The organism is Achromobacter sp. ACM01 (assembly GCF_014851745.1).
GTDB lineage: Bacteria > Pseudomonadota > Gammaproteobacteria > Burkholderiales > Burkholderiaceae_B > Achromobacter > Achromobacter aegrifaciens.
In genome coordinates, this window is the sequence record NZ_JACVAF010000003.1 from 558377 (window position 1) to 579446 (window position 21070).

Annotated in this window: 21 protein-coding genes; 14 read left to right on the forward strand and 7 right to left on the reverse strand. The window is 65.5% G+C overall.

Features of this window, described 5'->3' with window-relative positions:
- Positions 1-110: 110 nt before the first annotated feature.
- The 14 genes from fdxA to IB268_RS17405 all read left to right on the forward strand — a co-directional run bounded on the left by fdxA (position 111) and on the right by IB268_RS17405 (position 13929).
- Positions 111-434, forward strand: a complete 324-nt coding sequence (gene fdxA / locus IB268_RS17340; protein ID WP_006389264.1) for a ferredoxin FdxA — start codon at positions 111-113, stop codon at positions 432-434.
- A gap of 49 nt (positions 435-483) precedes the next feature.
- On the forward strand, positions 484-1284 hold the full coding sequence (locus tag IB268_RS17345) for a ferredoxin--NADP reductase (protein WP_054450568.1): 801 nt from the start codon (positions 484-486) through the stop codon (positions 1282-1284).
- A 212-nt stretch (positions 1285-1496) separates the two neighbouring features.
- On the forward strand, positions 1497-2723 hold the full coding sequence (locus tag IB268_RS17350; RefSeq protein ID WP_119450983.1) for a polyhydroxyalkanoate depolymerase: 1227 nt from the start codon (positions 1497-1499) through the stop codon (positions 2721-2723).
- 175 nt (positions 2724-2898) lie between these two features.
- On the forward strand, positions 2899-3543 hold the full coding sequence (gene rsxB, locus IB268_RS17355; RefSeq protein ID WP_119450984.1) for an electron transport complex subunit RsxB: 645 nt from the start codon (positions 2899-2901) through the stop codon (positions 3541-3543).
- Positions 3540-4175 (forward strand): endonuclease III, encoded by a 636-nt coding sequence (nth, locus tag IB268_RS17360; RefSeq protein ID WP_054450563.1) that lies wholly within the window; start codon positions 3540-3542, stop codon positions 4173-4175. The genes rsxB and nth overlap by 4 nt, the downstream gene beginning before the upstream one ends.
- A 356-nt stretch (positions 4176-4531) precedes the next feature.
- Complete coding sequence (locus IB268_RS17365) at positions 4532-5305, forward strand: ABC transporter ATP-binding protein (RefSeq protein ID WP_054450562.1); 774 nt, start codon at positions 4532-4534, stop codon at positions 5303-5305.
- Positions 5302-6012 (forward strand): ABC transporter ATP-binding protein, encoded by a 711-nt coding sequence (locus IB268_RS17370; RefSeq protein WP_013392192.1) that lies wholly within the window; start codon positions 5302-5304, stop codon positions 6010-6012. The genes IB268_RS17365 and IB268_RS17370 overlap by 4 nt, the downstream gene beginning before the upstream one ends.
- Before the next feature lie 62 nt (positions 6013-6074).
- Positions 6075-7289, forward strand: coding sequence for an ABC transporter substrate-binding protein (locus IB268_RS17375; protein ID WP_054450561.1), 1215 nt, complete (start codon positions 6075-6077; stop codon positions 7287-7289).
- A gap of 97 nt (positions 7290-7386) precedes the next feature.
- Positions 7387-8274, forward strand: coding sequence for a branched-chain amino acid ABC transporter permease (locus IB268_RS17380; protein ID WP_054450560.1), 888 nt, complete (start codon positions 7387-7389; stop codon positions 8272-8274).
- Positions 8271-9254 (forward strand): branched-chain amino acid ABC transporter permease, encoded by a 984-nt coding sequence (locus IB268_RS17385; protein WP_054450559.1) that lies wholly within the window; start codon positions 8271-8273, stop codon positions 9252-9254. Before IB268_RS17380 ends, IB268_RS17385 begins: the two co-directional genes overlap by 4 nt.
- 106 nt (positions 9255-9360) lie before the next feature.
- Entirely contained in the window at positions 9361-10386 is a 1026-nt protein-coding gene (locus tag IB268_RS17390) for an ABC transporter substrate-binding protein (RefSeq protein WP_192354566.1), read from the forward strand.
- An 86-nt stretch (positions 10387-10472) separates the two neighbouring features.
- Positions 10473-11318, forward strand: coding sequence for a branched-chain amino acid aminotransferase (locus IB268_RS17395; RefSeq protein ID WP_054450557.1), 846 nt, complete (start codon positions 10473-10475; stop codon positions 11316-11318).
- 71 nt (positions 11319-11389) lie between these two features.
- Positions 11390-13534 carry a phosphocholine-specific phospholipase C gene (locus IB268_RS17400; protein ID WP_192354567.1) on the forward strand — a complete coding sequence of 715 codons (2145 nt, stop codon included), beginning with the start codon at positions 11390-11392 and terminating at the stop codon, positions 13532-13534.
- Positions 13531-13929, forward strand: a complete 399-nt coding sequence (locus IB268_RS17405; RefSeq protein WP_054450553.1) for an ASCH domain-containing protein — start codon at positions 13531-13533, stop codon at positions 13927-13929. The genes IB268_RS17400 and IB268_RS17405 overlap by 4 nt, the downstream gene beginning before the upstream one ends.
- Positions 13930-13980: 51 nt before the next feature.
- Here the strand turns inward: IB268_RS17405 and IB268_RS17410 are convergent, their stop codons facing one another.
- The 7 genes from IB268_RS17410 to IB268_RS17440 all read right to left on the reverse strand — a co-directional run bounded on the left by IB268_RS17410 (position 13981) and on the right by IB268_RS17440 (position 21036).
- Positions 13981-14733, reverse strand: a complete 753-nt coding sequence (locus IB268_RS17410; RefSeq protein WP_054450551.1) for an ABC transporter ATP-binding protein — start codon at positions 14731-14733, stop codon at positions 13981-13983.
- A complete protein-coding gene (locus IB268_RS17415) occupies positions 14733-16568 on the reverse strand; it encodes an ATP-binding cassette domain-containing protein (RefSeq protein ID WP_054450549.1) in 1836 nt (611 codons plus the stop codon). Before IB268_RS17415 ends, IB268_RS17410 begins: the two co-directional genes overlap by 1 nt.
- 5 nt (positions 16569-16573) lie before the next feature.
- Positions 16574-17611 (reverse strand): branched-chain amino acid ABC transporter permease, encoded by a 1038-nt coding sequence (locus IB268_RS17420; protein WP_192352594.1) that lies wholly within the window; start codon positions 17609-17611, stop codon positions 16574-16576.
- A 151-nt stretch (positions 17612-17762) separates the two neighbouring features.
- Complete coding sequence (locus IB268_RS17425) at positions 17763-18926, reverse strand: ABC transporter substrate-binding protein (protein ID WP_192352593.1); 1164 nt, start codon at positions 18924-18926, stop codon at positions 17763-17765.
- 242 nt (positions 18927-19168) lie between these two features.
- Complete coding sequence (locus IB268_RS17430) at positions 19169-19726, reverse strand: biotin transporter BioY (RefSeq protein ID WP_125472597.1); 558 nt, start codon at positions 19724-19726, stop codon at positions 19169-19171.
- A 39-nt stretch (positions 19727-19765) separates the two neighbouring features.
- Positions 19766-20362, reverse strand: coding sequence for an energy-coupling factor transporter transmembrane protein EcfT (locus tag IB268_RS17435; protein WP_054450543.1), 597 nt, complete (start codon positions 20360-20362; stop codon positions 19766-19768).
- A complete protein-coding gene (locus IB268_RS17440; RefSeq protein ID WP_054450540.1) occupies positions 20359-21036 on the reverse strand; it encodes an energy-coupling factor ABC transporter ATP-binding protein in 678 nt (225 codons plus the stop codon). The genes IB268_RS17435 and IB268_RS17440 overlap by 4 nt, the downstream gene beginning before the upstream one ends.
- Between the last annotated feature and the right edge of the window lie 34 nt (positions 21037-21070).

Here is a 21070-nt window from a genome sequence, read left to right on the forward strand (position 1 = left end):
TTCAGGGCGAAGGGCCACTATGTCAATACGGGTATTGCCGGCACATCGGCGCGGCATTGGGTAAAATCCGCCCAACAAGACACAAAAGCCGCCGCTCCCGGAGTTCCTGAATGACCCACGTTGTCACCGAAAACTGTATTAAATGCAAGTACACCGACTGCGTAGACGTGTGCCCGGTGGACTGTTTTCGTGAGGGTCCGAACTTCCTCGTGATCGACCCTGACGAATGCATCGACTGCGCCGTCTGCATCCCGGAATGCCCGGCCAATGCCATCTACGCCGAAGAAGACGTGCCGCAGGACCAGTTGAATTTCATCGCCCTGAATGCCGAACTCTCGCCCGAGTTCGCCAGCATCAGCCGTGCCAAGAAGCCCCTGCCCGACGCCGACGAATGGAATGGCAAGCAGGACAAGCTGCAATACCTGGAAAAATAATCCGCGAACGCCGGCCCCGCCCTGGCGGCCGGCCTCGCGCGATGTACCGATGACCGACGACTCCAAATACACGCGCCAGACCGTTACCCACGTCCACACCTGGGTGCCTGACAAGCTGTTCTCCGTGCGCGTGACGCGCGACGACGCGTATACGTTCCAGCCGGGCCAGTTCGCCCGGGTCGGTCTGCCGGAAGCCGGCGCCTCGGAAGGCGAACCCACGCTGTGGCGCGCCTATTCCATGGTGTCGGCGCCGCACGAACCCTGGCTGGAGTTCTATTCCATCGTGGTCCCCGAAGGCCTGTTCAGTCCGCGCATGGCGCGGCTGCAGCCTGGCGACTCGCTATATGTGGAAAAGACGCCCTACGGATTTCTGACCCTGGAGCGCTTCGCGCCGGGCGGCGATCTTTGGCTGCTGGCCTCGGGCACGGGCCTGTCTGCCTACCTTTCGATCCTGCGCGACCCGGCAGTCTGGCGGGCCTACCGCCGCATCATCCTGGTGCACGGAGTGCGCACCGCCGCGGAGCTCGCCTATCGCACCGAAATCGAATCCTGGCGCAATCAGCCGGCGCTGGCCGAGTTCTTCGCGGCGGATCCGCAGAAACTCGTCTACCTGCCCATCGCCACCCGCGAAGCCCTGCCCGGCATGCCGCAGGAACGCCTGACCACGCTGATCGCCGACGGCCGCCTGGAGCAGCTCGCAGGCCAGCCGCTGGACCCCGAGCAGGCCAAGATCATGCTTTGCGGCAATCCCGACATGCTGGCCGACGCCCGCAAGCTGCTGGGCGAACGCGGCTTCAAGCCTGGACGCCGCGGCATCCCCGGCAACCTGGCAGTGGAAAACTACTGGTAGCTTCGGTCCGTCCGACTTAGTGCATAAATCCTTCTTTTGGTATGACAGCACGTTGTAAAAAGCGCCCTAAACTGGTGCTCAATGGGTATTGGGTCGCTTTTTAGCAACAGATTTGCTTTTTTTGTCGGCGTTTCTTCAGGCTGTTTAGAAATATCGTTAGTGCCCGGAGCAATAATCGGGACACACGCACGACCCAGAAGGACTTTTCTCAAATGCTGTATCAATTGCACGAAATGCAGCGCGCCTTCCTGACTCCGTTCGCTGCATTTACGGACGCCGGTTCCCAGCTGTTTTCCAGTCCCTACAGCCCTCTCGCCTATACCCCGATCTCCCGCCAGATGGCAGCCGGGTATGAGCTGATGACCCGCATCGGCAAGGAATACCAGAAGCCTGCCTGGAACCTGCCCACCACCGAAATCAACGGCAAGTCCGTCCGCGTCATCGAAGGCGTGGCCATCGACAAGCCGTTCTGCCGCCTGCTGCACTTCCAGCGCGATGTCCGCCACACGGGCCGCGACGATCCCAAGGTCCTGTTGGTGGCGCCGCTGTCCGGCCACCACGCCACCCTGCTGCGCGACACCGTGCGCGCCCTGCTGCCGGCCCACGACGTCTACGTCACCGACTGGGTCGACGCCCGCATGGTGCCGCTGTCGGCCGGTCCGTTCCATCTGAACGACTACGTGCGCTACGTGCAGGATTTCATCCGCCACCTGGGTCCGGACGTGCACGTGATTTCCGTGTGCCAGCCGACGGTGCCGGTGCTGGCCGCCGTCTCGCTGATGGCCTCCGCCAACGATCCCTGTCAGCCGCGCAGCATGGTGATGATGGGTGGTCCCATCGACCCGCGCCAGTCGCCCACGCAGGTCAACCGCCTGGCCACGACCAAGCCCTACAGCTGGTTCGAGAACCAGGTCATCCATCCGGTGCCGCCGCGCTATCCGGGCGCGGGCCGCAAGGTCTACCCGGGTTTCCTGCAGCACGCGGGGTTCATGGCCATGAACCCCGACCGCCACATGAAGTCGCATTACGACTTCTACCTGGACCTGCTGCGCGGCGACGACAGCGACGCCGAAGCGCACCGCCGCTTCTATGACGAATACAACGCCGTGCTGGACATGCCGGCCGAGTTCTATCTGGACACGATCCGCATGGTGTTCCAGGAGTTCCAGCTGCCCAACGGCACCTGGGAAGTGGACGGCAAACTGGTGCGTCCGGCGGACATCAAGAAGGTCGCCCTGCTCACCATCGAAGGCGAACTGGACGACATCTCGGGCCAGGGCCAGACGCGCGCCGCCATCAAGCTGTGCAAGAACATCCCGGCCGAGCGCAAGACGCACTACACGGCGCCCAATTGCGGCCACTACGGCATTTTCTCGGGCCGCCGCTGGCGCGAAATGATCTGTCCTAAAATTGCCGAATTCATCCGGCAATCTGCGTAGGATGGGTGTAGCGCGAGTCAAGCCGGACTAGAACCCGGACCTCCGACGCGCGCAACCCATCAAACAGCGGTGACTGGAAATCTCAGCGCTGTTTGATGGGTTGCGCGCGATTCGCGTTTGGGGTCCCTGATTCCTGCCTTTCGCGCCCCCGTCCCACGATTTCATCTTCACATCCATGTCCTGTCGCTCATTGGCCGACCGCATCGATGCCTTGCTACCCCAGACGCAATGCACCAAGTGCGGATACGACGGCTGCCGGCCCTATGCCGACGCCATCGCGGACGGCTCCGCCCCGATCAACCGCTGCCCGCCCGGCGGCGACGACGGTATCGCCGCGCTGGCGGTCCTGCTCGATACCCCCATCCTGCCGCTGGACGCCACCCGCGGCGAACCCGGCCCGCTGCTGGTCGCGCGCATCGACGAAGCGCACTGCATCGGCTGTACGCTGTGCATCCAGGCCTGTCCCGTGGACGCCATCGTGGGCGCCAACAAGCATATGCATACCGTGCTGGCCGACTGGTGCACCGGCTGCGACCTGTGCGTGGCGCCCTGTCCGGTCGATTGCATCCAGATGGTGCCGGCAGGTCGCGCCTGGAATTCGCAGGATGCTGCCATCAGCCGCCAGCGCCACCGCAGCCATCTGGCACGCACCGAACGCCTGGCTGCCGACAACGCGCGCCTGATGGCGCCCGAAGCGGCTGCCGCGCCCAGCGCTTCCGCTCCCGCCGCCGACGAGGCGCGCAATGAGGACCGCAAGCGTTCCGCCATTGAATCCGCGCTGGCCCGCGCCCGGGCCCGCCGCAACCCCACTCAATCATGAACGCAGCCAAACGCCGAGAGATCTTCGCCCGCCTGCAGGCCGCCAACCCGCATCCGACCACCGAGCTCGAATACGACACGCCGTTCCAGTTGCTGATTGCCGTGCTGCTGTCGGCGCAGGCGACCGACAAATCGGTCAACATCGCCACGCGCAAATTCTTCCCCGCTTACGGCACGCCGCAAGCCCTGCTGGCGCTCGGCGAAGAAGGCTTGGCCGACTACATCAAGACCATCGGCCTGTATCGCACCAAGGCGAAGAACACCATCGCCACCTGCAAGATCCTGATCGAGCAGCACGGCGGCGAAGTACCGCAGACTCGCGAAGCGCTGGAAGCCCTGCCCGGCGTTGGGCGCAAGACCGCCAACGTGGTGCTCAACACGGCGTTCGGACAACCCACGATGGCGGTGGACACGCACATCTTCCGCGTGTCGAACCGCACCGGCATCGCGCCCGGCAAGAATGTGCTGGAAGTCGAACAGAAACTCGAAAAGTTCGTGCCGCGCGAATACATGCAGGACGCTCACCACTGGCTGATCCTGCTGGGCCGCTACGTCTGCGTGGCGCGCAAACCCAAATGCCCTCAATGCGGCATTTCCGACCTCTGCGAATTCAAGCAGAAGACGCCCGCCTGACGGCGCGTTAGCTTACGCGCCGACACGGCATTCGGTGCACGCAAATCGGGTTTTCCCTCCCTCTCAAATCCATCAGGCGTTGATGACGATCAACGCATATTTGCTGCATTGCATTTCCATTATGGAAAGCCTTTATTCCCTTGTGGCGCAAGCATTGTCGGCCTGCCGACAATTGCCCATTCCGCACTGCAAAACCTATGACAAACCCTCATGGAATTTTGATAAATAGGTGCGCATACTCGCCGGCAACTCATAAGAAAACTGCGATTTCCTGAACAGTTTTCCGGACCCTGCGGGGACCTGGCGCAACGACGGCAGGTGGAGACCGAAATAAATACAACGCCGGTGCAGCGAACATGGACGACACGATCCTGGAGACAAAAGGCCTCACCAAGGAATTCCGCGGATTCGTCGCGGTCAATGGGGTCGATTTGCGTATCAAGCGGGGCGAGATTCATGCCTTGATCGGGCCGAACGGCGCCGGCAAGACCACTTGCTTCAACCTGCTTACCAAGTTTCTTTCTCCCACGTCGGGAAGCATCAAGTTCAACGGTATCGACATTACCGGCGAGCGGCCCGCGCAGATCGCGCGCCGCGGCGTGATCCGTTCATTCCAGATCTCGGCGGTGTTTCCGCACCTGACCGTGCTGGAGAACGTGCGCATCGGGCTGCAGCGCAGGACCGGCCTGTCGTTCCACTTCTGGAAAAGCGACAGGCAGCTCGCCGTGCTGAATCAGCCGGCGCGCGACCTGCTGGAGCAGGTGGATCTGGGCGCCTTCGCCAACGAAACCACCGTAAACCTGCCCTATGGCCGCAAGCGCGCGCTTGAAATCGCCACCACGCTGGCGATGGAACCCGAGCTGATGCTGCTGGACGAACCCACACAAGGCATGGGCCACGAGGACGTGGACCGCGTCACGCAACTGATCAAGCGCGTCAGCGCCGGACGCACCATCCTGATGGTGGAACACAACATGAATGTCGTGTCCTCCATTGCCAACACCATTACTGTGCTGGCGCGCGGCAGCGTGCTGGCCGAAGGATCGTACGCCGAAGTCTCCCGCCATCCGGCCGTGATGCAGGCTTACATGGGCACCACCGACGGCGAACTTCAAGGAGCGCACGCATGAGCACCCCGGCACTGGAAATTTCGGGCCTGCAGGCCTGGTACGGGGAATCGCATATCCTGCACGGCGTGGATATGCGCGTTGGACAAGGCGAAGTGGTCACGCTGCTCGGACGCAACGGCGCCGGGCGCACCACCACCCTGCGGGCCATCCTGGGCCTGACGGGATCGCGCAAGGGCTCGGTGCGCATCCATGGCACCGAAGCCATCGACCTGCCCACCTACAAGATCGCCCATCTGGGCGTGGGCTATTGCCCCGAGGAACGCGGCATCTTCGCCAGCCTGTCCTGCGAAGAAAACCTGCTGCTGCCTCCGGTCGTCGGTTCGCTGGGCGGCGGCATGTCGCTGGCAGAAATCTACGACATGTTCCCCAATCTGCAGGAGCGCCGGAATTCTCCCGGCACGCGCCTGTCTGGCGGCGAACAGCAAATGCTGGCCGTGGCGCGCATCCTGCGCACCGGCGCCAACCTGCTGCTGCTCGACGAAATCTCCGAAGGCCTCGCCCCTGTCATCGTGCAGGCGCTGGCTCGCATGATCACGGCGCTGAAGCAGCGCGGCTACACCATCGTCATGGTGGAGCAGAACTTCCGCTTCGCAGCGCCCCTGGCCGACCGCTTCTACGTCATGGAGCACGGCCAGATCGTCGAGCACTTCGAAGCCGCAGAACTTTCAGAAAAACAGGACACGCTCAACGAACTGCTGGGCGTCTAGAACCTGTGTCATCCGCCGGAAATCCGGCAACACTACACCGTAGGGAAGAGAGGAGTCATCCCATGAAGCTGCACACCATCACTGCTGCACTGGCCATGGCGGGCCTGGGATTTGCTGGGGCAACCGCCCACGCGCAAGGTATCTCCGACGATGTCATCCGCATCGGCTTCATCACTGACATGTCCGGCGTGTATTCGGACATCGACGGCAAGGCCGGTCTGGAAGCCGTGCGCATGGCGATCGAGGACGCCGGCGGTTCGATCAACGGCAAGAAGATCGAAGTCGTCTCCGCAGACCACCAGAACAAGGCCGACGTGGCTTCGGCGCGCGTGCGCGAATGGTTCGACGAGCAGAAGGTGGACGTCATCATCGCCGGCACCAACTCGTCGACCAGCCTGGCCATGGCCGGCGTGGCCGCCGCGAAGAAGAAGCCCTTCATGGCGATCGGCGCGGGCGCGTCGGACCTGACCAACGCCCAATGCTCGCCCTATACCGTGCACTACGCCTACGACACCGTGGCGCTGGCGCGCGGCACCGGCTCCGCCGTGGTGAAAGACGGCGGCAAGAGCTGGTTCTTCCTGACCGCTGACTATGCCTTCGGCCACGCGCTGGAGCGCGACACCATGGCCGTGGTCAAGGCCGCGGGCGGCGAGGTCAAGGGCCAGGTGCGGGCGCCGCTGGGCGCGTCGGACTTCTCGTCCTTCCTGCTGCAGGCGCAATCGTCCAAGGCGCAGATCCTGGGCCTGGCCAACGCGGGCGGCGACACCATCAACTCGATCAAGGCCGCCAATGAATTCGGCGTGACCAAGACCATGAAGATGGCCGGCCTGCTGGTCTTCATCAACGACGTGCACGCGCTGGGCCTGCAAGCCACGCAAGGCATGTACCTGACCGACGGCTGGTACTGGGATCAATCCGACGCCTCGCGCGCCTGGTCCAAGAAGTTCGAAGCCAAGGTCGGCCGCAAGCCCTCCATGCTGCAGGCGGGCGACTACTCGGCCACGGCTTTCTACCTGAACGCCATCAAGGCCACCGGCACGGACGACGGCGACGCCGTCATGAAGTGGATGAAGTCGAACAAGGTCAACGACTTCTTCGCGCAAGGCGGTTATGTGCGCGAAGACGGCCGCATGATCCACGACATGTACCTGATGCAGGTCAAGACGCCGGCCGAATCCAAGGCCCCGTGGGACTATTACAAGGTCGTGGCGACGCTGCCCGGCGACGAGGTCTACACCAAGTTGTCCGAGTCCACCTGCAAGCTGGTCAAGAAGTAATCCAGCCCATGTGCCCCAGACGCGACCCGGCGATCCTACCCGTCGGGCCGCGTTTTGATTAGCTCGCTTCCCTCCGTACGCGCAGGATTTTCATAAGATGACTGACATTTTCGGCATCCCCATACAGGCCTTGTTCGGCCAGCTTTTGCTAGGCCTGGTCAACGGCTCCTTCTACGCCATGCTGTCGCTCGGGCTGGCCGTCATCTTCGGGCTGCTGAACGTCATCAACTTCGCGCACGGCGCGCTCTACATGCTGGGCGCGTTCATCGCCTGGATGGGGCTGTCGTACCTGGGGTTGAACTACTGGGTCATGCTGATCCTGGCGCCGCTGGTCGTCGGGCTGTTCGGCATCATCATAGAAAAGCTGTTGCTGCGACACCTGTACAAGCTCGATCACCTGTACGGGCTGCTGCTGACCTTCGGCCTGACGCTGCTCATCGAAGGTCTGTTCCGCAGCTTCTACGGCGTCTCGGGTCAGCCCTACCCCACGCCTGACGCCTTGCGCGGCGCCACCAACCTGGGCTTCATGATCCTGCCGAATTACCGCGGCTGGGTCGTGGCAGCCTCCCTGGTAGTGTGTCTGGCAACCTGGTTCGTCATCGAACGCACCCGCCTGGGCGCACTGTTGCGCGCCGGCACCGAAAACCCCCGCCTGGTCGAGGCCTTCGGCGTGAACGTGCCGCGCATGATCACTCTGACCTATGGCTTCGGCGTGGCGCTGGCGGGCTTTGCCGGCGTGCTGGCCGCGCCCGTGCTGCAGATTTCCCCGCTGATGGGCTCCAACCTCATCATCGTCGTGTTCGCCGTGGTCGTGATCGGTGGCATGGGGTCCATCATGGGCGCCATCGTGACCGGTCTGGGCCTGGGCGTGATCGAAGGACTGACCAAGGTGTTCTGGCCCGAGGCCTCCAGCACGGTCGTGTTCATCATCATGGCCATCGTTCTGTTGATCCGCCCGGCCGGGCTGTTCGGAAAAGAAAAATGAATCGTCAATTCCTGGGCTATGCGGTACTGGCCATCGTGGTGGCCATTCTTCCCTTTATCGGGGTCTATCCGATCTTCGCCATGAAGATCATGTGCTACGCGCTCTTCGCCTGCGCATTCAACCTGCTGCTGGGTTTCACCGGGCTGCTGTCGTTCGGCCACGCCGCCTTCCTGGGCAGCGCGGCCTACGCCACCGGCCACGCGCTCAAGGTATGGGGCTTCCCCACCGAGGTCGGCCTGCTGTTCGGCGTGGCCGTGGCGGGGCTGCTGGGCCTGGCGATGGGCGCCATCGCCATCCGCCGCAGCGGCATCTATTTCGCCATGATCACCCTGGCGCTGTCGCAGATGGTGTTCTTCTTCTTCCTCCAGGCGAAGTTCACCGGCGGCGAGGACGGCCTGCAAAGCGTGCCGCGCGGCACCCTGTTCGGGCTGATCGACCTGTCCAAGGACCTGAACCTGTACTACGTGGTGATGGCCATCTTCGTCATCGGCTACTTCATCATCTGGCGCACGGTGAATTCGCCCTTCGGCCAGGTGCTGCAGGCGCTGCGCGAAAACGAACCGCGGGCCATCTCGCTGGGCTACGACGTCGACCGCTTCAAGCTGCTGGCCTTCGTGCTGTCGGCCGCGCTGGCCGGCCTGGCGGGCGCCACCAAGACCCTGGTCTTCGTGTCGGCCACCTTGTCCGATGCCACCTGGCAGATGTCCGGCCTGGTCATCCTGATGACGCTGATCGGCGGGCTGGGCACCTTGACCGGTCCCATCCTCGGCGCCTTCATCGTGGTGCTGATGGAAAACAAGGTGGGCGACTTCGGCCAGATGATGGCCAACCTGACCGGCGTGGACTGGTTCCTGCGCCTGGGCGAATCGGTCACCATCGTGATCGGCCTGATCTTCGTGATCTGCGTGCTGGCCTTCCGCCGCGGCATCGTCGGCGAGGTCGGCGCCTTCATCGATCGCCGCCGCGCCGCCCGCGCCTGATCCTGACAGCGCAAGCACGGGGCCGCTTTATGCGGCCCCGTTTTCATTTGGCGCGGCGGCTGCCGCCCGTACAATGAACGGCACCCAACCAAACAGGTGCCTGACCATGCGCAAACCGCATCCGCTCGCCCCCGGCCTTGGCGCCCTGGCGCTGGCCGCAGCCCTCCTTCCCGCGGCTGCTCAAGCCGCGGATTCCGCCGCGCCGGTATGCGAAGTCAAACGGCCCGTCCGCTTCAGCGGCCTGAACTGGGAATCCAACCTGGTGCTGGCCGGCATCGAACGCTATGTGCTGGAACACGGCTACGGCTGCAAGACCACGGTCGAAATCGGCGAAACCCTGCCCATGCTGGCGGCGCTGCAACGCGGCGATGTCGACGTCACGCCGGAAGTGTGGCCCGGCCAGATCGAGGGTGCATGGAAGAAGGCCCTGGCCAGCGGCAAGGTGCTGGGCGTGGGCCACGTCTACGACGCCGGCGAAGGCTGGTACGTGCCTCGCTACACCGTCGAGCGCCATCCCGAGCTGAAGTCCGCGGCCGACCTGGCGCGCTTCAAGGACGTGTTCGCCGATCCCGAAGAACCCGGCCGCGGCCGGATCTACGGCTGCCCGGCGGGCTGGGCCTGCGGCACCCTGAACGAGAACCTGCTGCGCGCCTTGAAGCTCGATAAGGACTACGCGATGTTCGCGCCCGGCTCCGGCGCCGCGCAAAAAGCCGCCATCGTGTCCGCCTACAAGCGCAAACGCGACATCGTCTTCTACTACTGGACGCCCACCTCGCTGGTCGGCGCGCTGGATCTGGTGAAGCTGGAACTGCCCGCGTTCGACCAGGCCGCCTACACCTGCATGACCGATCCCAAGTGCGCGAATCCCGTGCCCACCGAGTTCAAGCCCAACCCCGTCGTCACCGGCGTGAACGCCGAGTTCGCGAAACAGGCGCCGCAGATCGCCGAATTCCTGGGCAAGCTGACTGTGCCCAGCGACGCCATCGACGCCACCCTGGGCTGGCTGGAAAACGAAGGCAAGGAACCCGAGGACGCCGCGCGCTATTTCCTCAAGCAGTACGGCCCGGTCTGGCGGCAATGGATGCCGGCGCAGGCAGCCGACCGCGTGCAGGCGGCGCTGGCGCGCGAATGACGGCGCGAAGCCGGCCGCTGCCTCATGTATCCTGACGTTTCGGCGCGCCGATAGCGCCACCCCAATTCAAGTGAAGGAAGACAACCATGGATGCCTTGTTCTGGCACAACGGTCACTGGACCACTGAAAACCCCAAATTGCTCGGCCCGGCCGACCACGCCTTCTGGATGGCCAGCATGGTGTTCGACGGCGCGCGCGCATTCCGCGGCCTGACGCCCGACCTGGATCTGCATTGCCAGCGCGTGGTGCGCTCGGCCGAAAAAATGCTGATGAAGCCCCAGATCGGCTGGGAAGAGATCCAAAAGCTGTGCCTGCAGGCTGTAGCCAAGTTCCCGCAAGGCAGCGAACTCTACATCAAGCCCATGTTCTATTGCGCCGACGGCTTCCTGCTGCCGGACGCCGACAAGACCCAGTTCGTGCTGCACGTGTTCAAGGTGCCGATGCCGGGCGACCAGGGCTTTTCCGCCTGCTTCTCCAGCTTTGCGCGTTCCTGGCCCAACATGGCGCCCACCGACGCCAAGGCGTCCTGCCTGTACCCCAACGGCCAGCGCGCCATCCGCGAGGCCGCCGAAAAGGGCTTCGACAACGCCATCATGCTGGACGGCGCGGGCAACATCGCCGAATTCGCCACCAGCAACCTGTGGATCGCCAAGAACGGCGTGGTGTCCACGCCCGCCGACAACGGCACCTTCCTGAACGGCATCACGCGCCGCCGCGTGCTGGCGCTGTTGAAGGCCGACGGCGTCGACGTGCAGGAACGCAGCCTGACCCGCGCCGACATCGAGGAAGCCGATGAAGTGTTCTCGTCCGGCAACTACGGCAAGGTGGTGCACGTGAACCGCGTGGAAGACCGCCAGCTGGAATACGGCCCCATGGCTCGCCGCGCGCACAAGCTGTACATGGATTACGCGGAAAGCACCGGCGCGAAGTAGGAACGCCGCCGTTTCAGCCCCCTCCCTGCTGCCCGCCCCTGTGCGGGCAGCGTCGTTCTCAGGAATGCCTCATGCAGACCCGACGTGATTTTCTCCGCAGCGGCGCGACGCTGGCCGGCGCCGGCAGCGCCCTGGCCCTGCTGCCCGCCTCCATCCGCCGCGCGCTCGCGATCCCCGCGGCGCGGCGCACGGGCACGATCCGCGACGTGGGACACATCGTGATCTTCATGCAGGAGAACCGCGCGTTCGATCATTACTTCGGCGCGCTGGCCGGCGTACGCGGGTTTGGCGACCGCTTTCCCATACCCGTGCCGGATAGCCCCGACGCGCGCCATCGCACCGTCTGGGCGCAATACAACGACAAACCCGATGAAGGCGCGCCGCGCACGGTCCTGCCCTTCCATCTGGATACGCGCGAGGCCTTCGAAACCATGCGCGTGGCCAGCACGCCGCACACCTGGTCCAACGCGCAGGACGCCTGGGACGCGGGCCGCATGGGCAACTGGCCGGCCGCCAAGAAGAACCATTCGATGGCGTACTTCACGGACGAGGACATGCCCTTCCAGTACGCCATGGCGCGCGCCTTCACGGTCTGCGACGCCTATCACTGCTCGTTCACCGGCGGCACCAACACCAACCGGCTGTTCGTCTGGACCGGCACCAACGACGGCCTGGGCCGCGGCAACGGCCCGGCCTTGGGCAATACCTACAACAAGCTCACGGGCGGCGATCCGGCGCGCGCCTACACCTGGACGACCTATCCCGAACGCCTGGAGGCCGCCGGCATCAGCTGGCGCATCTACCAGAACATGGCGGACAATTATTCGCTGAACCCGACCGCCGGCTTCAAGGCCTACCGCGACGCCTATCATGGCGCGCCGGGCGCGGCGGCCGCGCTGAAGGAAAAGGCGCTCACCACCCGCGGCCTGGACCTGCTGCGCCAGGACGTGCTGGACGGCACGCTGCCGCAGGTCTCGTGGATCTGCGCCACGAAGGCCGGCTCCGAGCATCCCAGCCCGTCCAGCCCGGCGCAAGGCGCCGACTACACGGCCCGGGTGCTGGATGCGTTGACGGCCAACCCGGAGGTCTGGAGCAAGACCGTCCTGTTGCTGATGTTCGACGAAAACGACGGCTTCTTCGACCACATGCCGCCGCCCGCGCCGCCTGCGCGCGATGCATCGGGCGCGCTGGCCGGGGCGTCCACGGTAAATACGCGCGGCGAGTATCACGAGATCGTCGCCGGCGCAGAGAAGGACGACACGCTGGCGCATTTGCACGGCGTCTACGGCCTGGGTCCGCGCGTGCCCATGTACGTGCTGTCGCCCTGGACCAAGGGCGGCTGGGTCAACTCCCAAGTGTTCGACCACACTTCCGTGCTGCGCTTCATCGAGCAACGCTTCGGCGTGGCCGAGCCCAATATCTCGCCGTGGCGGCGCGCGGTCTGTGGCGACCTGACCTCGATCTTCGATTTCGCCGCGCCGGACGGCGCAGGCCTGCCCAGCGGCTTTCCAGCCACCGCCGAACGCGCCGGCCTCGCATCGGCGCTGCCGGGCACCATCACGCCGCCCGCGCCGCTGCAGCCGGGGCCGGCGCGGCAGCAGGCGGGCACGCGCCCGTCGCGCCCCCTGCCCTATGCGTTGCAGGTCCACGCGCGCGCGGACGCGGCAAGCGTCACGCTGCGTTTCGAGAACAGCGGCACGGCGGGCGCGGTGCTGCACGTCTATGACCGGCTGCATCTGGACCGCGGCCCGCGCCGCTACACCGTGGAAGCCGGCAAGCACCTGGAGGGCGCATGGCAGACCGCCGCTGACGATGGACGCTACGATCTGTGGGTGCTGGGTCCCAACGGTTTCCATCGCCATTGCACCGGCCGCGCCGGCCTGCCGGCGCTGGAGGTCTTGGCCGCCTACCAGGGGCCTGGCGCATCGCTGCAATTAACGCTGCGCAACCCCGCCCCGCAGGCCCGTTCATTCCGGGTGGAAGCCAACGCCTACGGCTATCCCCAGGAAGAGGATGCCACGCTCGCTCCCGGCGAGACGGTCAGCCTGTCCTGGGACATGACCCGCAGTGCGGGATGGTATGACCTGACCGTGCGCGAAAGCGGCGATCCGACCTACACGCGGCGTCTGGCCGGCCGCATCGAAACCGGCGCCCCCTCCACTTCCGATCCCGCGATGGGACAGGAGCTGATATTGCAATGGATACCCCAGGCATGAAACCACCTGCTCCCTATGAAAACGCCGTGACCTTCCAGTTCGGCGACTCGCCCGAGTTAGCCGACGAATTGCTTGCGCTGGTGCTGGCCGGCACGAAGACCGCCACCTGCGGCGCGTTGCGCGACTTCAACGAACAGGAACCTGTGCCCGAGGCCGGTCGGCGTGACGTGGTGCTGGACGGCTCGGGCCGCCCGGCTTGCGTGATCGAGACGCTCAGCGTGCTGATCCAGCGCTTCGATCAGGTGGACGAGGCGTTCGCGCTGGCCGAAGGCGAAGGCCCGTACGAGGCATGGCGCGATGCGCACATCGCTTATTTCGACCGCAACGGCGGCTATGCGCCGGACCTGGTGCTGGTGTGCGAACGGTTCCGGGTGGTCGAGGTCTTCGAACGATAAAAAAAAGCCGGACACCCTGCGGCGTCCGGCTCTTCGTGTGCTCGGGGTCGGTCAGCTTTGCTCGCCGCCCTTGCCCAGGCCCAGATAGCTTTCGATGACCTTCGGGTCGCCGGCCAGCTCGCGCGCCGGGCCGTGCAGGATGACTTCGCCGGTTTCCAGCACGTAGCCGTAATCGGCCACCTGCAACGCGGCGCGCGCGTTCTGTTCCACCAGCAGGATTGCCACGCCGGTCTCGCGCAGGCGCGCGATGATGTGGAAGATCTCGCGCACGATGCGCGGCGCCAGGCCCAGGCTGGGCTCATCGAGCATCAGCAGGTTGGGCTTGGCCATCAATGCACGGCCGACGGCCAGCATTTGGCGTTCGCCGCCCGACAGCGTGCCGGCCTGCTGGGCGCGGCGCTCGCGCAGCCGCGGGAACAGGTCGAAGACTTCGTTCAGCGTGTCGCGCCAGCCGCTTTCGCGGGCGCGGTAGCGGCGGAACCCGCCCAGCAGCAGGTTGTCTTCCACCGACATGGTGCCGAACAGTTCGCGGCGCTCTGGCACCAGCGACATGCCAGCCGCGACGCGGCGCTCGACCTGCCAGCCCGATACGTCGGTGCCGGCGTATTGCACGGTGCCGGCCGCGTGGCCGGTCTGCGGCAGCGAGCCCATCATGGCGTTCAGCATGGTGGACTTGCCGGCGCCGTTGGCGCCGATCACCGTGACGATGCTGCCGGCGGGCACGGTGAGCGAGGCGCCCACCAGCGCGCCCACCTTGCCGTAGCGGGCGGACAGGTTGCTGACTTCGAGTACGGGAGCGCTCATCACACGCCTCCTGCCGACACGGGCTTGGCCTGGTCCGCTTCGGGCAGGTCATCATCGATGCCGCCCAGGTAGGCTTCCAGCACCGCCGGGTTCTTTTGCACGTCGGCCGGCACGCCTTCCGCCAGCTTGGTGCCGAAATCCATCACCACGAGGTGGTTGGTCAGACGCATCACAAAATCCATATCGTGTTCGACGAGCAGAATGCTCATGCCCTCGGCGCGCAACTGTTCCAGCACGCGCGCCAGGTCCTGCTTTTCCTTGTAGCGCAGGCCTGCGGCGGGTTCGTCCAGCAGCAGCAGCACGGGGTCGGCGGCCAGGGCGCGCGCGATTTCCAGGATGCGTTGCTGGCCCAGCGCCAGGTTGCCGGCCTGCTCGTACAGGTACTCGCCCAGGCCGACGCGCTTGATCTGTTCGGCGGCCTCGTGCAGCAGCTGCGCCTCGCGGGCGCGGTCCGAATGCAGGGCGCCCGCCAGCACGCCGACGTCGGAGCGCAGGTGCGCGCCCAGCGCCACGTTTTCCAGCACGGTCATGCCGGGCAGCAGCTGCACGTGCTGGAAGGTGCGACCCACGCCCAGCTTGGCGATGTCGCGCGCCGAACGGCTGTCGATGCGCTGGCCCATGAAGGTGACCTTGCCGCGCGTCACCGGCAGCACGCCGCTGATCAGGTTGAAGGTCGTGCTCTTGCCGGCGCCGTTCGGACCGATCAGGCCCATGATCTCGCCGGACGCGACCTTGAAGGAAATATCGTTGACGGCGACCAGCCCGCCGAATTCCTTGCGGATGGCGTCGACTTCGAGCACCACCTGGCCGGCTTGCGGGCGCACGCGCGTCGGCAGGGCCGGCGCGGACGCGGGCGGCGCCAGATTGCGGCGCGAGCTGTCGGCGCCGGTGATGCTGTCCCACCAGCCCGCCAGGATCGGCCACAGGCCGTTGCGGGCGTATTGCAGCATCAGGATCAGCAGCACGCCGAAGACGATCATCTCGAAGTTGGCGTTGGTGTCCAGCAGCTTGGGCAGCAGGTTCTGCAACTGGTCCTTCAGCACCAGGATAACGCTGGAGCCCAGCAGGGCGCCCCAGACGTAGCCGGCGCCGCCGACCACCGCCATGAACAGGTACTCGATGCCGTAGTTGATGCCGAACGGGCTGGGGCTGACGGCGCGCTGCATGTGCGCGTAGAGCCAACCCGAGACGCAGGCCAGCAGCGCCGCCCAGACGAAGATCACGACCTTGTAGGCGGCGGTGTTCACGCCCATGGACTCGGCCATGCCGGCGCCGCTCTTGAGCGCGCGAATGGCGCGGCCCGGACGCGAGTTCAGCAGGTTGCGGGTCGCCCACAACGCCAGCAGCACGAACACCCAGATCAGGTAATAGATGTGGCGGCCGCTGGCCAGGGACATGCCGAAGATGCTGATGGGCTCGATGCCGGCGATGCCGTCATGCTTGCCCAGCCAGTCGATATTGCCGAACAGGAAGTACAGCGACAGGCCCCAGGCGATGGTGCCCAGCGGCAGGTAGTGGCCCGACAGGCGCAGGGTGATCGCGCCCAGCAGGTAGGCCACGACGGCCGTCAGGATCAGCCCGGCCGGCAACGCCAGCCAGGGCGAGACATCGTATTGCGTGGTCAGGTAGGCGGTGGTGTAGGCGCCCAGGCCCACGAACGCCGCCTGGCCGAACGAGGTCAGGCCGCCCACGCCGGTCAAGAGCACCAGGCCCAGCACCACCAGGCTGGCCAGCCCGATGTAATTGAGTTGCGTCACCCAGAATTCGGGCGTGACCGGCAGCAGTGGCAGGCCCGCCAGGACGACGATGAAGACGGCAAGCAGAATGCGGTTCATGACGTTTATTCCTCTTCGTCCACGTGATGGGTGCTGAACGAACGCCAGACCAGAACCGGGATAATCAGGGTGAAGACAATCACTTCCTTGTAGGCGCTGGCCCAGAAGGACGAGAAGGACTCCAGCACGCCCACCAGCAGCGAGCCCGCGGCCGCCACGGGGTAGCTGGCCAGCCCGCCGATGATGGCGCCGACAAAGCCCTTCAGGCCGATCAGGAAGCCGGTGTCGTAGTACACGGTGGTGATGGGCGCGATCAGCATGCCGGACATGGCGCCGATGGCGACGGCCAGCGTGAAGGTCAGGCTGCCGGACATGGTGGTGCTGATGCCGACCAGGCGGGCGCCGCGGCGGTTGACGGCCGTGGCGCGCAGCGCGCGGCCATACAGCGTCTTGCCGAAGAACAGCCACAGGCCGATGATCAGGATGGCGCATGTCGCCACCACGAACAGGCTTTGCGCCGACCAGGTCATGAAGCCCAGGTCGACCTGGCCACTGACGAAGGCCGGAGTGCGCCAGCCTTCGGCGCCGAAGAAGACCAGCGCCAGGCCGGTGAGCGCGAAGTGCACGGCCACGGAAACGATCAGCAGCACCAGCACGGTGGCTTCGGCCAGCGGCTGGTAGACGATGCGGTAGACCATCGGACCCATCGGGATCACCAGCAGCAGCGTCAGCAGCATGTTCAGCCACAGCGAATTGCCGGGTGCGGTGTAGGTCACGGTCAGCCAGAGCAGCGCCAGCGGCAGAACCACACAGGTGGCGATGGCCTTGGGCAAGGCGACTGCGCTGCGGGTGCGCAGCGCACGCAGCAGCTCGAGCGCCAGGCAGACGATGCCCAGCAGCGGCAGGAGATAGGCAGTGCCCGGCACTTTGCCGTCCACCAGCATGGCCAGGGTCAGGGCGCCGAACGCCACGAACTCGCCCTGGGGAATGAAAATGACGCGCGTAACGGCGAACACCAGCACCAGAGCCATGCCCAGGAGGGCATAGATGGCGCCGTTGACGACACCGTCTTGCAGCAGGATCAGCGCAATTGAGGAATCCATCTAACAACCTTATTTATTCTGGTGTTCCGGCCGCACCCGGGACACTGATACGACACACCGGCCGGAAAGGCCGGTGCGAAGCATTGCTAGGGTGCCGCGCGGCGGGCGCCGCCGCGCTTTGCACACCCTTGGATCGGGCGATCCTGGAGGATTACAGGCCGGGCTGGTAGACCCACTTGCCGCCTTCGACCTTGACGATGACGCGCGAGCGCTCGTCAAAGCCAGCGTGGTCCGTGGGCGACATGTTGAACACGCCTTGCGACGCGGCCAGGTCCTTCACGCCTTCCAGGGCATCGCGCATGGCGACGCGGAATTCCGGCGTGCCGGGCTTGGCGCCCGACTTCAGCGCCACGGGCAGCGCGGCCACGACCAGCTGGCCGGCGTCCCACATGTGGCCGCCGAACGTGTTGGTGGAGCCGGCGCCGTTGGCCTTTTCATAGGCTTCGACGTAGGCCAGGGCCGACTTCTTGACCTGGTTGCTATCGGGCAGCTGAGCCGCGACCAGCAGCGGGCCGGCCGGCAGCAGCATGCCGTCGCAGTCCTTGCCGCAAACGCGCAGCACGTCGTTGTTGGCGGCGCCGTGCGTCTGGTAGATGGTGCCGCCGTAGTTGCGGGCCTTCAGTTCCTTTTGCGGCAGGGCCGACGGAGTGCCGGCGCCGGCGATCAGGATGGCGTCGGGCTTGGCGCCGACCAGCTTGAGCACCTGGCCCGTCACGCTGGTGTCGGTGCGGCTGTATTTCTCGATGGCGACGATCTCGATGCCCTTGGCCTTGGCGGCCTTTTGCATCACGTCCAGCCAGCCGTCGCCGTAGGCGTCGGCAAAGCCGATGAAGCCCAGGGTCTTGACCTTGGACTTGGCCATGGCGTCAGCCAGGGCGCCGGCCATCAGGGCGTCGTTCTGCGGGGTCTTGAAGACCCAGCGGCGCTTGTCGTCCACGGGTTCGACGATCTTGGCGCTGGCGGCCACGCTGATCATCGGCACTTTGGCTTCGGCAGCCACGTCGACCATGGCGAGCGAGCCCGGCGTGACCGAGGTGCCGATCAGCACGTCGACCTTGTCGTCGGAGGCCAGCTTGCGCGAGTTCTTGACGGCTTGCGTGGTGTCGGTGGCGTCGTCCAGGACGATCCATTCGATCTTCTGGCCAGCCACTTCCTTGGGCAGCAGCGCCACGGTGTTGCGCTCGGGGATACCCAGCGAGGCAGCCGGGCCGGTGCTGGACACGGTCACGCCAACCTTGACCTGGGCGTTCGCCAGTAGCGGCAGGGCCAGGGCAATGGCGGCAGCCGCCGCGGACAAGCCGAAGTGCTTGCGCATGTTTTTGTCTCCTGTGGTGGCTCTGAGGCGCCTCGGTCGAGGCAGGGCGAGCCTAGTTAAAGTTATACAGAAAAAAATATTATAGGGTTAAAACAGTATCAAATGACGATGCGCAACTCCGGTAATTCCCTGATGTGCTACGAAAAACGCAATTCAGCAAACGCATTCGTTAATGGCGAACTTGTACTAGAAAAGCTTTGCGGCCGTCAGTTGGGGGATTCCCTTGGACTGCGGCGCGCCTCTCAACGCCCCAACATCGGCCACACGCGCTCCACCCGCGACGCCACCCAGGCGGCAACCACGGCCTTGGCCAGGTCGCCGGGCAGGAACACCGCGACCGCCATCGCAGCCTTGGCCAAACCCATTTTCGTCACGGCGGCCAGCCAGGGCACGCCGCAGGCGTAGACCACCGCGATGCCGCCCACCACGCATGCCGCCAAATAGCCGGCGAACTTCGCCCAGCCGCCCGCGGCGCGGCCGGCCAGGCTGCGCGCCAGCCAGCCCGTCACGAGGGCGCCCGCCACCAGGCCGACGAGAAAGCCGCCGGTAGGCCCGAAAAAGGCGCCCAGCCCTCCCCGGCCTCCCGGCAGGACGGGCAACCCGACCGCCGCCAGCGCCAGGTACAGCAGGCAGGCCAGCGCGCCACGGACGGGTCCGAGCATTGCGCCCGCCAGCATGGCACCCAAGGTTTGCAGCGTGACCGGCACCGGTATGGCGGGCAGTGGAATCGGCGGGATCAGGCTCAGGACGACGATCAGCGCCGCGAACAGCGCAATCAGCACGGTATTACTGGATTTCACGGTTTTCCCCTTTGGGAGATGGAACTGGGCGCGCGGGCCTCAGTGGCTGCGCGCGTCTATCGCTTCGGATACTTCCTGCGCTCTTTTCAGCGTCAGCACGATCAAGGGCACGATCAGCGCGACCGGATTGGCGCCCAGGCCGCGCGCGGCCTGCGCTTCGCGGATTTCCTGGAAGTTGCGCCAGATCTCCGGCACGAAACGCAGGGCCAGCGCCAAGGCCAGCGCAACCTTGCCGGCATCGACAAGCCTCAGGCGTTCCAGTGGCATCAGCGCCTTTTCGCAGACGGCAATCAGATCCGAGGTGCGCGTGGCCAGCGTGACGGCCAGGGCCAGTCCCACCATCGCGCCTACGCGCAGCAGCACGGCCAGCGCCTCCAGGCCGCCCTGGAACCAGGCCGTGAACACGCCGACGGCCAGCAGCACCCAGGCCAAGCCCTTGACCTGCCGCCAGACGGCAGCCGCGGCCACGCCCGTGGACCAGACCAGCGCGGCGGCGGCCAGGAAGGCAGGCGCCAGCCAGCGCGGGTCGCGCAGCAGGAACAGGCCCGCGCCCGCCGCCATCAGCGCCAGCAGCTTCAGCCAGGCGGGCAGGCGGTGCAGAAAGGTATCTCCCGCGACGTAAAGCGGCTCCATCATGCGCAGTGCTCCCGGTACCAACGCAGCGCGGCGGCCGGCTGGTCATCGGCCGCGACGTTACCGTCGCGCACCACCACCACCCGGTCGAAATCCTCCAGCAGCTCCAGGTCGTGGCTGACGACGATGGCATCATGGGGCAGGCCCGCAATGGCGTCGCGCACGCGATTGCGATTGCGCAGGTCCAGCTGGGTGGTGGGTTCATCGAACACGATCAGCGCCGGTTCCATCACCAGCACTGCCGCCAGCGCCACCAGTTGGCGTTCGCCGCCGGACAGCGTGTGGCTGGTCCGGTCCGCCAGGTGACCGACGCCCAGGCTGCCCAACTGCGCATCGATACGGGCTTCGCGCTGCTGGCGGTCCGGGGACAGATGCTTCAGGCCGAACGCCAGGTCCTCGCGGACGATGGGGAAGACAATCTGGTTTTCAGGGTTCTGGAACACGAACCCGACCTGGCGGCGCACGGCCTTCAAGTCGCGCCGGGTGTCCAGCCCGCCCACCCGCACATTGCCGGCCGAGGGCAGGACCAGCCCATTGATCAGGCGCGCCAGCGTGCTCTTGCCGGCGCCATTGGGGCCGACGATGCCAATGCGTCGTTCGGCCAGCGTCAGGCTCACCCCATTCAGCACTTGCGCCTGGGGCGTGGAAACAACCGCCTGGTCAAACTCGATTAACATGGGGCGGGATTATGCCCGAACCATTTCGGGCATC

What these genes read in the sequence shown, in the direction of transcription:
- fdxA (WP_006389264.1), top strand. Translation starts at nt 111, where the DNA reads ATGACCCACGTTGTCACCGAAAACTGTATTAAATGCAAGTACACCGAC.
- IB268_RS17345 (WP_054450568.1), top strand. Translation starts at nt 484, where the DNA reads ATGACCGACGACTCCAAATACACGCGCCAGACCGTTACCCACGTCCAC.
- IB268_RS17350 (WP_119450983.1), top strand. Translation starts at nt 1,497, where the DNA reads ATGCTGTATCAATTGCACGAAATGCAGCGCGCCTTCCTGACTCCGTTC.
- rsxB (WP_119450984.1), top strand. Translation starts at nt 2,899, where the DNA reads ATGTCCTGTCGCTCATTGGCCGACCGCATCGATGCCTTGCTACCCCAG.
- nth (WP_054450563.1), top strand. Translation starts at nt 3,540, where the DNA reads ATGAACGCAGCCAAACGCCGAGAGATCTTCGCCCGCCTGCAGGCCGCC.
- IB268_RS17365 (WP_054450562.1), top strand. Translation starts at nt 4,532, where the DNA reads ATGGACGACACGATCCTGGAGACAAAAGGCCTCACCAAGGAATTCCGC.
- IB268_RS17370 (WP_013392192.1), top strand. Translation starts at nt 5,302, where the DNA reads ATGAGCACCCCGGCACTGGAAATTTCGGGCCTGCAGGCCTGGTACGGG.
- IB268_RS17375 (WP_054450561.1), top strand. Translation starts at nt 6,075, where the DNA reads ATGAAGCTGCACACCATCACTGCTGCACTGGCCATGGCGGGCCTGGGA.
- IB268_RS17380 (WP_054450560.1), top strand. Translation starts at nt 7,387, where the DNA reads ATGACTGACATTTTCGGCATCCCCATACAGGCCTTGTTCGGCCAGCTT.
- IB268_RS17385 (WP_054450559.1), top strand. Translation starts at nt 8,271, where the DNA reads ATGAATCGTCAATTCCTGGGCTATGCGGTACTGGCCATCGTGGTGGCC.
- IB268_RS17390 (WP_192354566.1), top strand. Translation starts at nt 9,361, where the DNA reads ATGCGCAAACCGCATCCGCTCGCCCCCGGCCTTGGCGCCCTGGCGCTG.
- IB268_RS17395 (WP_054450557.1), top strand. Translation starts at nt 10,473, where the DNA reads ATGGATGCCTTGTTCTGGCACAACGGTCACTGGACCACTGAAAACCCC.
- IB268_RS17400 (WP_192354567.1), top strand. Translation starts at nt 11,390, where the DNA reads ATGCAGACCCGACGTGATTTTCTCCGCAGCGGCGCGACGCTGGCCGGC.
- IB268_RS17405 (WP_054450553.1), top strand. Translation starts at nt 13,531, where the DNA reads ATGAAACCACCTGCTCCCTATGAAAACGCCGTGACCTTCCAGTTCGGC.
- IB268_RS17410 (WP_054450551.1), bottom strand. Translation starts at nt 14,733, where the DNA reads ATGAGCGCTCCCGTACTCGAAGTCAGCAACCTGTCCGCCCGCTACGGC.
- IB268_RS17415 (WP_054450549.1), bottom strand. Translation starts at nt 16,568, where the DNA reads ATGAACCGCATTCTGCTTGCCGTCTTCATCGTCGTCCTGGCGGGCCTG.
- IB268_RS17420 (WP_192352594.1), bottom strand. Translation starts at nt 17,611, where the DNA reads ATGGATTCCTCAATTGCGCTGATCCTGCTGCAAGACGGTGTCGTCAAC.
- IB268_RS17425 (WP_192352593.1), bottom strand. Translation starts at nt 18,926, where the DNA reads ATGCGCAAGCACTTCGGCTTGTCCGCGGCGGCTGCCGCCATTGCCCTG.
- IB268_RS17435 (WP_054450543.1), bottom strand. Translation starts at nt 20,362, where the DNA reads ATGATGGAGCCGCTTTACGTCGCGGGAGATACCTTTCTGCACCGCCTG.
- IB268_RS17440 (WP_054450540.1), bottom strand. Translation starts at nt 21,036, where the DNA reads ATGTTAATCGAGTTTGACCAGGCGGTTGTTTCCACGCCCCAGGCGCAA.